The organism is Colwellia asteriadis (assembly GCF_039523295.1).
Lineage (GTDB): Bacteria > Pseudomonadota > Gammaproteobacteria > Enterobacterales > Alteromonadaceae > Colwellia > Colwellia asteriadis.
The window spans coordinates 96,150-109,448 of the sequence record NZ_BAAAFA010000007.1; the positions used below are offsets into that span (position 1 = coordinate 96,150).

14 protein-coding genes are annotated in these 13,299 nt (G+C 37.9%); 7 read left to right on the forward strand and 7 right to left on the reverse strand.

The genetic code is table 11. The features are described from left to right. Positions 1-31 precede the first annotated feature (31 nt). Positions 32-2,617 carry a DNA translocase FtsK gene (locus ABD005_RS11065; RefSeq protein WP_343817441.1) on the reverse strand — a complete coding sequence of 862 codons (2,586 nt, stop codon included), beginning with the start codon at positions 2,615-2,617 and terminating at the stop codon, positions 32-34. Between the two features lie 51 nt (positions 2,618-2,668). Next, complete coding sequence (gene lrp, locus ABD005_RS11070; protein WP_343817442.1) at positions 2,669-3,151, reverse strand: leucine-responsive transcriptional regulator Lrp; 483 nt, start codon at positions 3,149-3,151, stop codon at positions 2,669-2,671. A 170-nt stretch (positions 3,152-3,321) separates the two neighbouring features. On the opposite strand from lrp, the gene ald reads away from it, so the two are divergent. From ald to ABD005_RS11105, 7 genes are all read left to right on the forward strand, one after another. After that, entirely contained in the window at positions 3,322-4,440 is a 1,119-nt protein-coding gene (ald, locus tag ABD005_RS11075) for an alanine dehydrogenase (protein ID WP_343817443.1), read from the forward strand. Between the two features lie 294 nt (positions 4,441-4,734). After that, positions 4,735-5,688: a thioredoxin-disulfide reductase gene (trxB, locus tag ABD005_RS11080; protein WP_215979139.1), complete on the forward strand. Its 954-nt coding sequence runs from the start codon at positions 4,735-4,737 to the stop codon at positions 5,686-5,688. A gap of 274 nt (positions 5,689-5,962) precedes the next feature. Then, positions 5,963-6,691, forward strand: a complete 729-nt coding sequence (aat, locus tag ABD005_RS11085) for a leucyl/phenylalanyl-tRNA--protein transferase (RefSeq protein ID WP_343817444.1) — start codon at positions 5,963-5,965, stop codon at positions 6,689-6,691. A gap of 156 nt (positions 6,692-6,847) precedes the next feature. Further along, the gene (locus ABD005_RS11090) at positions 6,848-7,588 is read left to right on the forward strand and encodes a hypothetical protein (protein WP_343817445.1); all 741 of its coding nucleotides are present in this window, start codon (positions 6,848-6,850) and stop codon (positions 7,586-7,588) included. Further along, positions 7,581-8,297, forward strand: a complete 717-nt coding sequence (locus ABD005_RS11095) for an arginyltransferase (protein ID WP_343817446.1) — start codon at positions 7,581-7,583, stop codon at positions 8,295-8,297. The genes ABD005_RS11090 and ABD005_RS11095 overlap by 8 nt, the downstream gene beginning before the upstream one ends. Positions 8,298-8,457: 160 nt before the next feature. Then, entirely contained in the window at positions 8,458-8,676 is a 219-nt protein-coding gene (infA, locus tag ABD005_RS11100) for a translation initiation factor IF-1 (protein WP_011043571.1), read from the forward strand. A gap of 191 nt (positions 8,677-8,867) precedes the next feature. Then, positions 8,868-10,082, forward strand: coding sequence for a M24 family metallopeptidase (locus tag ABD005_RS11105; protein WP_215979143.1), 1,215 nt, complete (start codon positions 8,868-8,870; stop codon positions 10,080-10,082). A 311-nt stretch (positions 10,083-10,393) separates the two neighbouring features. Here ABD005_RS11105 and ABD005_RS11110 read toward each other — a convergent pair whose 3' ends face one another. The 5 genes from ABD005_RS11110 to ABD005_RS11130 form a co-directional block, all read right to left on the reverse strand. Continuing rightward, on the reverse strand, positions 10,394-10,849 hold the full coding sequence (locus ABD005_RS11110) for an SMI1/KNR4 family protein (RefSeq protein ID WP_343817447.1): 456 nt from the start codon (positions 10,847-10,849) through the stop codon (positions 10,394-10,396). Between the two features lie 104 nt (positions 10,850-10,953). Continuing rightward, positions 10,954-11,481 (reverse strand): YgjV family protein, encoded by a 528-nt coding sequence (locus ABD005_RS11115; protein WP_343817448.1) that lies wholly within the window; start codon positions 11,479-11,481, stop codon positions 10,954-10,956. Positions 11,482-11,627: 146 nt separating this feature from the next. Beyond that, positions 11,628-12,287, reverse strand: coding sequence for an NADPH-dependent FMN reductase (locus tag ABD005_RS11120; protein ID WP_215979146.1), 660 nt, complete (start codon positions 12,285-12,287; stop codon positions 11,628-11,630). A 53-nt stretch (positions 12,288-12,340) separates the two neighbouring features. After that, a complete protein-coding gene (locus ABD005_RS11125) occupies positions 12,341-12,619 on the reverse strand; it encodes a hypothetical protein (protein WP_215979147.1) in 279 nt (92 codons plus the stop codon). A gap of 54 nt (positions 12,620-12,673) precedes the next feature. After that, positions 12,674-13,231 carry a DUF3087 family protein gene (locus ABD005_RS11130; RefSeq protein WP_343817449.1) on the reverse strand — a complete coding sequence of 186 codons (558 nt, stop codon included), beginning with the start codon at positions 13,229-13,231 and terminating at the stop codon, positions 12,674-12,676. Between the last annotated feature and the right edge of the window lie 68 nt (positions 13,232-13,299).

Here is a 13,299-nt window from a genome sequence, read left to right on the forward strand (position 1 = left end):
GTAGTACAAACTATTATTTCAATTGTGTTAGTTAAAAGTCACGCACAGGTGGCGGCGCTAATACTTCACGGGCACCGTTATGGCCAGGTGTTGATACTACGCCTTGTATTTCCATTTGCTCAACAATACGTGCTGCGCGGTTATAGCCAATTCTAAATTGACGTTGCACACTTGAAATTGATACGCGGCGTTTTTCAGTCACAAACTGAATCGCTTCATCATAAAGCGCGTCAAGCTCTTCTTCTCCACCACCTTCAGCTTGCTCGCCAGGTAATAAAATATCTTGCTCATTCTCACCAGAAAGAATTTCATCTATGTAATTAGGCTCGCCGCGAGACTGCCAGTCTTTTACAACCGCATGCACTTCATGATCGTCAATAAATGCGCCATGTACACGCGTAGGAACACCTGTGCCCGGCGGTAAGTAAAGCATATCACCCATTCCGAGTAACTGCTCAGCACCTTGTTGATCTAATATGGTACGGGAGTTTAAACCAGAAGAAACTTGAAACGCCATACGCGTTGGAATATTTGCTTTAATTAAACCCGTGATAACATCAACTGATGGGCGCTGGGTTGCTAACACCAAATGAATACCTGCAGCACGTGCTTTTTGTGCGATACGTGCAATTAACTCTTCTACTTTTTTACCAACAATCATCATCATGTCGGCAAATTCATCAACAATAACCACAATACTTGGCAGTTTCTCTAATAACGGTGCGGTTTGGTCTAAACCGTCATTTGGTTGCCATGTAGGATCAATAATAGGTTGTCCACTTGCTTCAGCGTCACGAATTTTTTTGTTGTAACCTTTTAGATTTCTCACCCCTAAAGCAGACATCACTTTATAGCGACGTTCCATTTCACCGACACACCAACGCAGCGCGTTAGCTGCATCTTTCATGTCAGTTACCACTTCAGCTAATAAATGAGGAATACCTTCATAAACACTTAACTCAAGCATTTTAGGGTCGATCATAATTAAACGGACGTCTTCAGGCGTAGATTTATATAACAAGCTGACAATCATGGTGTTAACACCCACTGATTTACCTGAGCCTGTAGTACCTGCTACCAATAAATGTGGCATTTTACCCAAATCAACAACCACGGGTTCACCAGCAATATCTTTACCTAACACCATAGTTAATGGCGAGGTTGCCTCTTCAAAAGCAGGACATGAAATTACTTCGCTTAGGCGAACAATTTCACGGTGTTTATTTGGTAATTCTAAGCCGATAACCGACTTTCCTGGAATAACTTCAACAACGCGGACACTAATAGCAGATAATGCTCGTGCTAAATCTTTTGATAAACTGGTAATTTTACTGACTTTAACACCAGGAGCTAAATCAAGTTCAAAGCGAGTAATAACTGGGCCGGGATAAACTGAAACAACCTCAGCGACAATATTAAAATCAAGTAACTTGGCTTCAACTAGGCGGCTCACTTGATCAAGCTCTTCTTGGTTAATTGGATTTTTTGCTTTATCGGGTCTATCTAACAAGTCAATGGAAGGCATCCCTTGGAATTTATCTTCTTCGGCCACTAAATTAACTTGACCATTGCTGTTGTCTAACTGTTGTTCAAATGTTGATGTTTTATTGGCTGTGGCTGGAGTTTTAGTAGCGGTTCTCGTTTTAGGCTCAGCCTCATCATCAGCAACATGTAACTGTTCTACGTCAGTGAATGCCGCGGCAATTTCATCTTCACTAACATGCTCTTGTACATTCATCGCCAATGGCTCAGTTAGCAACTCATTAATATCAATAAATGGTTCACTTTTTTCATGTGAGCGATAATCATCTGCACTTGGTATAGTTGAATCATCATTATTATCCGCTGTACTTGAGTCAGTTTGTGCAATAAGCGGCGATTTATTTAAGCTATTACTATCTGATGTGAAATCATTATCTTCAGCACTGTCGGCGGTAGGGTTTTTACTATGCTCATCTTGTGTACCAAAATGCTCTTTAATTAAAGCAGGTAGCGTTAACAGCCAATTAAATGAGGCAATCGCATATTGGCCAACGCTATCAACAAACTTTAACCACGAAAAACCCGTTAAAAGCACAAAACCAGAGCAGGTAAATAGTAGAAATAATAAGGTACTACCAACAAAAGAAAGATAAGGAAGTACTGCTTTGCTGATTACATCCCCTAAAATACCACCGGCAGAAAAATAGAATATATCATCAAAATTCATGCTCGCTAAAGACGTAATACCAAGATAGAGCATGAAAAAACCAACAAGCTTTAAGCCTAAGGTTAAATAATCCAGCGCCATAACTTGATGAAAGCGTTGAAACAATAACCAGCCAACAATTGCAGTAACAAAAGGTAAGGTGTAAGCAATTAAGCCAAATAAGTTTAGTAATAAATCTGATAAATAAGCCCCTACTGCCCCGCCTAAATTGCGTACAGGGGTTTGATAACCAGTTTGCGCCCAGCCAGGATCAGCGGGATCAAAACTTAATAATGCCAACACCATAAATAAAGCAAAGGCGCTAAAACATAACAAGCCAGCCTCAAGCAAGCGCTGTACACCAGAAAGTTGTTTGTTGCTGATATCGGCAACACTGTTATCACTATTTTCTACAAGTTCAGAAGACAATTATTCGTACCATCGGGAAAATTAATAAGAAGAAAGGAATAAAATAACAAATTAACGGTTAATTGGCAGCATATTCGATGATTTAATTTCATCCATCACCACATAAGTTCTACTTGCACTTACTGCGGGCAACCGTAATAAGGTATCACCTAGTAACTCCCTATAGGCTAACATATCTTTAACTCTTGTTTTTAAAAGAAAATCAAAATTACCTGAAACTAAGTGACATTCTTGAATAACATCAAGTTTATGTACCGCTGCGGCAAACTCATCAAAAACATCGGGGCTGGTTTTAGTTAACGTTATTTCAACTAACACTAATAAAGCAGCGTCAAGCTTCATAGGGTTAAGTACTGCGCGATAACCCGTAATATATTTTTCTTTTTCAAGACGTTTAACTCTTTCTAAGCAAGGCGTTGGGCTTAAACCGACACGTTTAGATAATTCAACATTGGTCAATCTGCCATCCTTTTGTAATTCAATAAGAATGTTTTTATCAATGCGATCGATATTTTTACCTATTGTGATACTCATTTTTTATATAACTCTAAAATAGTGGCCTATTACAGTATTATATATCGAAGCAAATTAAATAACGACAGGTTATTCTACAAATATATCACTATACTAGTCGCAAATATTACAGGCACTCCCATGTGCTTAGCATAATATGCTACAACAAACTTTGCTTAAGAGAGATTAGTATGATTATTGGTGTACCTAAAGAAATTAAAAACCACGAATACCGTGTTGGCATGGTACCGGCGAGCGTTCGTGAATTAGTTAATCACGGTCATAGTGTTATTGTTGAAACGAATGCTGGTAGTGGTATTGGTTTTACAGACACAGATTACATTGAAGCCGGCGCTTCAATTTTAGCAACGGCAAGTGACGTTTTTGCCCAAGCAGAGATGATTGTAAAGGTTAAAGAACCTCAAGCAGTAGAACGTGCTATGTTACGTGAAGGTCAAATTTTATTCACTTACTTACATTTAGCACCTGATTTACCACAAACTCAAGATTTAGTGAAAAGCAAATCAATTTGTATTGCCTATGAAACAGTAACCGATGCTAACGGTGGTTTACCATTATTAGCACCAATGTCTGAAGTGGCTGGTCGTATGTCAATTCAAGCAGGCGCACAAGCTTTAGAAAAATCAAATGCCGGTTGTGGCATGTTATTAGGTGGCGTACCAGGTGTTGAGCCAGCTAAAGTAGTTATTATTGGCGGTGGTATGGTTGGTAATAACGCGGCACAAATGGCAGTAGGCATGGGTGCTGAAGTAGTTATTCTTGATCGTAATGTAAATGTTTTACGTAAACTTGATGCACAATTTGGTAACAAAATTAAAGCAATTTACTCAACAGCTGACGCACTTGAAAAGCACGTATTAGAAGCTGACTTAGTCATTGGCGGTGTATTAATTCCAGGTGCAGCAGCGCCTAAATTGGTTACTAAAGAGCACATTAAAAACATGAAGCCTGGCTCTGCTATTGTTGATGTAGCGATTGACCAAGGTGGTTGTATTGAAACCTCTTACGCAACAACTCACGCTGAGCCAACTTTTATTGTTGATGATGTTGTACATTACTGTGTAGCAAATATGCCAGGTGCTGTGCCTCGTACCTCTACTTTTGCATTAAACAATGCGACATTACCATACATTATTCAGTTAGCGAATAAAGGCTACAAGCAAGCACTTAATGATAATGCTCATTTATTAAATGGCTTAAACGTTATTAATGGCCAAGTAACGGTTAAAGAAGTTGCTGAAAACTTAGGCTTTGAATACGTTGCTCCTGCAACAGCATTAAATGCTTAATAAATATGTAAAATAAGTGATAACCCTTCACCGCTAAATTTTTCAGTTGAATAATTATCACGCTAAATAGCGCACTTTTGCTTACACTTGAGCAAAAGTGCGTTTTTTTTTGTTTAGCATATAACAAACTGGCTATTTACCCCCTTGCTTTATTTCCTTATCATCCCAATCAATTAAAGTAACTTTATTCATCAAAATACCCTGTTGGCTTTAAATATAGTCAGTTTCTGGGTTACTTGATGTTACTTAAGAACAAATTTAAAAATTAATCATTATAAAAATTTTGGAGTAATCATGAGCGACGTTAGACATTGTCCACTACTTATTTTAGGCTCAGGCCCTGCTGGTTATACAGCCGCAGTATATGCAGCCCGCGCTAACTTAAATCCAGTAATGATCACCGGTATGCAACAAGGTGGTCAATTAACAACGACAACTGACGTAGAAAACTGGCCTGGCGACGCTGACGACTTAACCGGCCCAGCTTTGATGGATCGTATGCAAAAGCATGCTGAAAAATTTGATACTGAAATTGTTTTTGATCACATTAACAATGTTGACTTCAGTGAACGTCCATTTAAATTAACGGGTGATAACGGCAGCTACACTTGTGATGCTCTCATTATTTGTACTGGTGCATCAGCACAATACTTAGGTTTACCTTCAGAAGAAGCCTTTATGGGTCGTGGTGTATCAGCCTGTGCCACTTGTGATGGTTTTTTCTATAAAAACCAAAAAGTTGCTGTTGTTGGTGGTGGTAATACTGCCGTTGAAGAAGCACTTTACTTATCAAATATTGCCAGTGAAGTTCATTTAATTCACCGTCGTGATACTTTCCGCAGTGAAAAAATCTTAACTGATCGTTTATACGAAAAAGTTAAAAACGGTAATATTATTCTTCACACCGATCGTACCCTTGATGAAGTACTAGGCGATAACATGGGTGTTACTGGTTTACGCTTAAAAGAAACTAATTCAGAAGTTACTGAAGAAATTGATGTAGCAGGCGTATTTATTGCAATTGGTCACAAACCAAATACAGATATTTTTAAAGATCAATTAGCGATGGAAAATGGCTACTTAACCATTCAAAGTGGTACGCAAGGCAATGCGACACAAACCAGTGTTGAAGGTGTGTTCGCTGCAGGTGATGTCGCTGACCATATTTACCGTCAAGCAATTACCTCTGCGGGTGCAGGTTGTATGGCAGCATTAGATGCTGAGCGCTATTTAGACGCTAAAGGCTAATAAACCTGATTGCAGGTTGATAAGCATTGAATGTTAGTGCTTGTTACACGTTAAAAAGATAAATACTGGCGGCTTATATATCTATATTGGTAAGCCTCACTCAATAAAAAGAGCATTTCGTGCTCTTTTTTTATGTTTATCGTTTATTGCTTTACCGTGTATTATCTAAAGGTGTTTTACTTTTAATTCACCCTTATTGTTTTCATGTATCTTAACCTCAATAAAAATAAGTTAATCATAATATTATCAACAATATCAGTATGAAGAGTGCCGTATGTTATATCAATTAGATGATAATGATCTAAGCTTCCCTCCTATTAAATTAGCCCTAACAGAGCCCAATGGTTTATTAGCTTTTGGTGGTGATTTATCCATAGAGCGGTTAAAAAATGCTTATCAGCAAGGTATTTTCCCGTGGTATTCATCACAAGACCCTTTGATGTGGTGGTCGCCTAACCCCAGAGCGATTATTCCTATTGATACGTTAAAAATAAATCGTACTTTACGTAAGTTTATAAAAAAGTCGCCTTATCGTATTACCTTAAACCAGAAATTTGCTGAGGTTATTGATTTTTGTGCAGACGCGCCCTTTCGCAAAGATGGCACTTGGATTGTCGATGAAATGCAAGCCGCTTATATTGCACTTCATCAACGAGGGTTAGCCCATTCAATTGAAGTTTGGCAAGACCATCAAGATGAAAATAACAATCACCACAGCAAACTTGTTGGCGGCTTATACGGCGTTACAATTAATGGTTTTTTCTCGGGTGAGTCAATGTTTTATACGCAGCCCAACGCCTCTAAATGTGCGTTAGTAGCCTTGGCAAAATTATTAAGCGAAATTAATATTGACTTTATTGACTGTCAATTACTCAACCCCTTTTTAGCCGATATGGGCGCTATAGAAGTAAGTAGAGATGAATTTACCCAGATGAAAGATACAGCCCTATCTGTTATAGTTCCTAATAACTTCTGGGATCCTAGAACGTTATCACTATGCTAAAGGATTATGCTAAAGCTAAAGGAGTATGACATTATCATTATACAAAAAGCTTATTTGATACTTATCGCTTCTCTTATCGTATTCATACCCAATAAGGCGTTTTCTTCTTCACCATTATTGATTGGTATACATAACGGTGGCCAAGAACATTTCAATATGTTTATTAATAAACGAAACCCATTAACAATCACCGATTTTACCGGGAAATACGCTTATCGGGATATTGTTGAACAGGTTTTATTATTACAAGCACTGCATCGCGGCGGTTATAACTCTCCTATTCAACTCGTCTCTGTTGATTTTTATCAACGCCGAATAAAACTCATCAACCAGGGTGAAGTTCACCTTAGTGCAACCCCTTCTTGGTACGCTGATATTAAAGATAAAGAAAACCTTTTTATCAGCCCGCCATTAACTCAAGAAGGCGAGTTTACCGCGGGTTTATATGTTTATGAAAAAAATGAACATTTATTAAAATTATCACCCCCCAACATTCAAAGCCTTTTTGCCGTATCTAACCGTAATTGGAAAACTGATTGGGCAGCACTTTGCGATATGAACCTAGCAGGTCTGATTCATGTGGGGCAATTCCCACTAATGACACAAATGCTGGTAAAAGGTCGAGCCGACTTTATGCTAGCACCATTTTATAACACACCAGATTTATCCTTTACGCAAGACGGCTTCACTTTTAAACCGATTCCTAATGTGCGCGTAAAATTACCGGGTAGCCGTCACTTTGTCATAAGTAAACAACATCCCGATGCCAAAAATATATACCTTGCTTTAACTAAAGGCTTAACCATACTTAGAGCAGAGGGCATTATAAAAAAAGCCTATATACAAAGCGGATTTTTTAATAAAGCAGTAGAGAATTGGCCTATTATCAATGAATAACACCAGTTTTAAGTTAGGGGTAACCCAAGAGTTTCCTTGCAACTATTTACCTGAGCAAAACGAGCGATTATTAATTGCCGTTGATGAACGACTACAGAATAACAAAAGCTATTCATGGTTAATGGAGCAAGGCTTTAGACGCAGTGGTGAGCAAAGTTATCGCCCCCATTGTTTACAGTGCAACGCTTGTCAGTCTATTCGCGTTTTAGTCAACCAATTTACACCATCTAAAAGCCAAAGGCGCAGTAAAAAGCGTAATAGTCATTTTATCATTAAAGAGTCGAACACTTTAAAAGACAGCTATTACCCTCTTTATGAAAACTACATTAATACCTGCCATAGCGACGGTTCAATGTTTCCTGCCAATATTGAGCAATTTAGAAGTTTTTTAAGTTGCCAGCTAACCCAACAACTCTTTATTGAAACATGGCTCATTGAAGAAGACTTAGAGCAACTCATTTGCGTGGCGGTTACCGATGTTTTAAGTAATGCACTATCAGCGGTATATACCTTTTATCATCCAGAATTTAAAGCACACGGTTTAGGCGTATTTTCTATTTTAACTCAAATAGAAATATGTCAGCAGCGCGCACTTCCCTATTTATATTTGGGATATCAAATTGATGAGTGCCAAAAAATGAATTATAAAAATCGTTACCACCCTCATGAGCGATTTATTAACGACCGATGGCAATATAACGAGAATTAACGACATATAACCAGTAAATTGACAAATAAATGGTCACAATGCTTTACATTAGCCAAGCAATTAGGCATCATTCGCGCAGCTTTTTTTATCGGTCATGACTTTTAGCAATCTCGTTATTATGTTTTGGCTAATTTGCACAACATTAGAGGTTTAGCGCCCCATGGCGAAAGAAGAAAATATTGAAATGCAAGGTACGGTATTAGATACCTTACCAAACACTATGTTCCGAGTTGAACTAGAAAACGGCCACGTGGTCACTGCTCATATTTCAGGTAAAATGCGTAAAAATTACATTCGTATTTTAACTGGCGATAAAGTAACGGTTGAATTAACACCATACGATTTATCAAAAGGCCGCATTATTTTCCGCGCTAGATAATATATTATAATTACCTTGAGTTATCTCGAGGTTGATAAATTTAAAAAACCAGCTTTTGCTGGTTTTTTTATTTCTTATTTTTAAGAATCTAGCAATTCATCGCATATTCCCTTGTTGTTACCTTAACAAGCTTTCATTTCACTAACCCTAAATGATACATTCTACATATTGTATACAATAAGGAATTAATTATGACACTTGGTGTTGGCGGCTCTACCCCTGAAATTGAACTCAATAAATTATCTGACATGACCACAGATATTAGCGCAATTTCTCTCGATGAATTTAAAGCCCGTATCGCGCAAGCACAAACTTATATGCTCGAGCAAAATATTCAGGCGATGTACTTAGATGCGGGAACTAACTTAACTTACTTTACCGGGTTAAAGTGGTATAAGAGTGAGCGTTTAGTTGGCGCTATTTTACCTGCAAAAGGTGAGCTAGCATTTATTGCACCGCACTTTGAAGAAGGCTCTTTACGTGATCACATGTTGATACAAGGTAACTTTCACGGCTGGCATGAGCATGAGAGCCCTTATGCGCTATTTGCTCATGTGCTAACAGAGATGAACATTAGCACAGGTAATATTGCCATTGATGAATCAGCTCCTTTTTTTGTGTTTGATGGTTTTAGAAAAGCAGCGCCACATATAACTTACACCAACGCTTCAGATATAACCGCATTGTGTCGTCAAATAAAGTCGAGCGCAGAGATTGCTTTAATGCAACGAGCGAAAGATATGACTATTGCCGTACATAAAGCAGCAGCCCGTATTTTAAGGCCTGGTATCAGTACAGTAGAGGTTACACAGTTTATTAACGAAGCCCATAAACGGGTTGGCGCCACAGGCTCTTCGTTTTGTATTGTACTTTTTGGTTTAGCCACCTCATTCCCACATGGCGTAAAAGATCCGCAAATTTTACAAGAAAATGACTGGGTTTTAATTGACACGGGTTGTTTAGTGCAAGGTTATAATTCTGACATTACTCGCACTTATGCTTACGGCGAGGCAACCCCTGAGCAACGCAAAGCATGGCAAGTTGAAAAAGATGCACAAATTAATGCGTTTAATGAAGCTAAACTTAATGCTCCTTGTGGAAATGTCGATGATGGCGCACGTATAGTATTAGAAAAACACGGTTATGGACCTGACTACCAACTACCGGGTTTACCACACAGAACGGGGCATGGTTGTGGGCTTGATATTCACGAATGGCCATATTTAGTTAAAGGGACTGAAACAAAATTACAAACCGGCATGGTATTTAGCAATGAGCCGATGTTAGTTATTCCTGATCAATTTGGTGTTCGCTTAGAAGATCATTTTTATATGGATGAAAACGGCCCTGTGTGGTTTACCACGCCATCACATTCAGTTGACGACCCTTTTGGATTAGAAGCTTAACGACTTACACAGTTAATGACTTATACAGTTAACAACAGCTATGAAAGTTTAATGGGGTGTGAATACCCCATTAAACAACAATAAAGTTAATAATACGTATAAAAAATAATACTTAACCTGAACTCGGTTTAAGAAGTCTTTAACAAATTGAAATTTCAGCAAAAATTATTCTTAAGAATCTCTAGCTTGATAGTTTTGCTTAATTCAAGGTAAATTTCGCGTCAATAGCTGGCCTATTGCAAGTAAATTTAACGAAGAAGTTAGGAAAAATAGCTGCTAGAGAAACATTTGTTAAGCCGAGCTCAGGTTACTTATAAATGAGCAGTGTTAAAACGTATTAGCCAAGGTACAAATCCTTGCGCGACTTGAGTAACAGTGCATAACGCCTGATTATAAAACCATACTGGTACATCATTAAGCTGAAGATCACACTCACTTTTTTTAAAGCAAAACATATTACCTTCACTATCAGAAGCAAAAACTATATGCCCGGTTGGCATGCCTGTCATCTCATAAAGCTTTGAAAGAGATAAAACATCTTCAACACTTAAAAAGTCTTGCACGTTTGCTACTTCAACATTTAAGTCACAAGTTTTTGTCAGAACATTGGGCGTGCGTACTAAACCATAAGTAGTCAGTAAATATTTATATGCCTGAGGTAAAGCAACTTGTAGTTGCGCTTCAAGCTCAATAATATCTTGGTGACTTATCGGCACCATAGCACTCTCACCTGCCCAATTTTCTATAAATAAATCGATATCTTTCAATTAAATGTACTCTTATTTTTCAAAGGGGTAAACACTGTAGCTCCCGACAAATACGCCAACCACAATACGGTAAAATCATTTATTTAACCTAAACTCGGGCTAAGTTAGCTCTTTATTTTTGGCTCAGTGACATTGCTTTCATTATCTTTAATATAATAACGATAAAAGCCAACCGCTGTACTTCCCACGAAAATGGCTTCTACTAATATACCAACCGGTGTCCATAAAATAATATTGTGTAGAAGCCATAACGAGCCGCCTACCATCATCATAATACGTAGTAATTTATCATTTTTAGTAAATGAGCCAATGGTAATAAAAACCGTCGCCATAAAGCCAATCACACTTAAAAAGCCAATATAGGTATAACACGCAATTAATAAACTAACCCCAATGGATAATGCTGAAATCCATTGAAACTTCCATTTAATAGAAATTAAAAATCGAATACTCGAAAACCAGAAAATGAAAGCCGCAGTCGGCTGAGCTAATAAAAAATAATGAATACCATTAAAAAAACAACTCACTGACAGCAACGCTAAAATGGTATTTTTATTTTTGTGCTGCATTGCATAGCATTCAATAATTAAGGTAATTGATGCAAGCACCTGCGAAAGAAGAAAATCAGGCATGTTATCTCAAATAAATCTCAAAATGGTGGTCTAGAATATTACTGGGCATGAGCAGTAAATGAGCTGACCTATTAATGCAAGGTGTTTAATACAAGGTAGTTAACATAAAGCAGCAAAGTTAGAAAATCCCTTTGCTGCTCGGTATGCTAAGGTGCGTTGCGCTCAGCAGGCGATGTTTTAAAGTCTTTCACCATAGTGTTCGGGTTAACTTCACTCTTATGCTTTTGGGCCGCCTGTGCCCACCATACAAGTTGACCGAATGTTCGAGAGAAATAATCAAACCACGAAGATTGCTCTTCACCTGGTTGTAATGTGCCTTCTTGTGTAAAGACATCTTGCGCTTTAGGAACATGAATCATAGCAGAGACCGGCAGACAGCCTAATTCACCCAAAAAGGTGCGCATGCCAACCGCTGCTCGCATACCACCCCATTGCCCAGCTGAATAAGTAACAATAGCGCTAGGCTTATAAGCAAACAAAGAGCTGCCAAAATGATTAAGTAAGTTAGCCAACGCAGGACTCATTGAATGATTATATTCTGGGCTGATCATAATAAAAGCATCTGCTGCGGCTATTTTTTCAGCTAAGCGACTAAGGGCTGCAGGCGCTTGATTACTTCCATACGCAAAGTGCGGCTTAAAAATAGCCTCTAAAGGGTAATCTAACGCGTCAATTAGCTCAATCTCATGTTCCGCAAAGCGAGCGTGTAAACAGTTAAGACTCGCTTTAGCAACTCTAACACCAAGACGTGCTGGTTTAGGTGGTGTGCTTTCACGAACCGTCCCTAAAAAAACGAGAATTTTCATCGGTGAATTCCTTTTATTCTGTAGACTCAATAACTGTAGAACCAAATATAGCGCTATGCTTGCGTAATGAAATATATACCAAACGCTAACCCCAAATACATCATCAGTGAAAATACACTACCAACGAGTGTCAACATCGTTGAAATTCCCCTGAATTGAAAACTTAATGCCGCACTCAGCGCTTTAGGTCGTGACTGAAATGAATGAAAATATTTAAATTCAGTTAACGTACTAGCTAAAGTCGGATTGTTTTTAATTTCATTATCAATAGTTTTGTCATAAACAAATGCGACTAAATAAAAAACAATCAAAAAAATTAAAATGGATTCCACAACCGTATTTCCTCAGCTATTCAGTACAAATTATTGTCGTTAAGCTCAGGGCTATTACTTATAATCCGCCAGCATTGCTTTATCGAAAGGCAGCGCGTCAATATCAATATTTTTCTCATTAATTGATTCAGTGATATCTTGTAAATTTTTCTCAACACTTGATAAGGTAATGGTATTGTCATCTAAAATATATAACTGCTTGATGCTGTTGTAATAGTAAAACAAAATACGTAATGCTTGTTCATCCCCCTCTTTCGCCGCAGCTTTGATCTTTTTTAGCTTACGATAAATAAGGTTTTGTACCTGTTTAATTTGCCACACATAATAAACTTCGTTGAAAAAATCACTATTTTTCACGCGGTGTAAAATAGCTGCGTTCACAAATAACGCTAGCACAACGCCAATTAAATTAAACTTAAAATTACTCCCCTCTGGTGCTTGCTCTGCGGTAATTTTTGCAAGGTCAATCACGTTTTGCTCTACGGTTGAAAAAAGTGCAATCAGCAGCTGACCAAAAATCAGAGATAGTATTAATAAACTACTGATAAAACCAACAATGACAATATTTAAATGTTTTTTATAACGTGCTTTATCAATATCTTTTAATTGCATAACCTTAAACCTTAAACCTTAAACGCTAGTGACTAACCTGAACTCTTCAAAAATAAAACGCGAGTTAT

Excerpts from the sequence above, each read along its gene's own strand:
- ald (WP_343817443.1), top strand. The coding sequence starts at position 3,322 with ATGATTATTGGTGTACCTAAAGAAATTAAAAACCACGAATACCGTGTT.
- ABD005_RS11105 (WP_215979143.1), top strand. The coding sequence starts at position 8,868 with ATGACACTTGGTGTTGGCGGCTCTACCCCTGAAATTGAACTCAATAAA.
- ABD005_RS11115 (WP_343817448.1), bottom strand. The coding sequence starts at position 11,481 with ATGCCTGATTTTCTTCTTTCGCAGGTGCTTGCATCAATTACCTTAATT.
- aat (WP_343817444.1), top strand. The coding sequence starts at position 5,963 with ATGTTATATCAATTAGATGATAATGATCTAAGCTTCCCTCCTATTAAA.
- lrp (WP_343817442.1), bottom strand. The coding sequence starts at position 3,151 with ATGAGTATCACAATAGGTAAAAATATCGATCGCATTGATAAAAACATT.
- ABD005_RS11130 (WP_343817449.1), bottom strand. The coding sequence starts at position 13,231 with ATGCAATTAAAAGATATTGATAAAGCACGTTATAAAAAACATTTAAAT.
- ABD005_RS11120 (WP_215979146.1), bottom strand. The coding sequence starts at position 12,287 with ATGAAAATTCTCGTTTTTTTAGGGACGGTTCGTGAAAGCACACCACCT.
- trxB (WP_215979139.1), top strand. The coding sequence starts at position 4,735 with ATGAGCGACGTTAGACATTGTCCACTACTTATTTTAGGCTCAGGCCCT.
- infA (WP_011043571.1), top strand. The coding sequence starts at position 8,458 with ATGGCGAAAGAAGAAAATATTGAAATGCAAGGTACGGTATTAGATACC.
- ABD005_RS11095 (WP_343817446.1), top strand. The coding sequence starts at position 7,581 with ATGAATAACACCAGTTTTAAGTTAGGGGTAACCCAAGAGTTTCCTTGC.
- ABD005_RS11090 (WP_343817445.1), top strand. The coding sequence starts at position 6,848 with ATGTTTATTAATAAACGAAACCCATTAACAATCACCGATTTTACCGGG.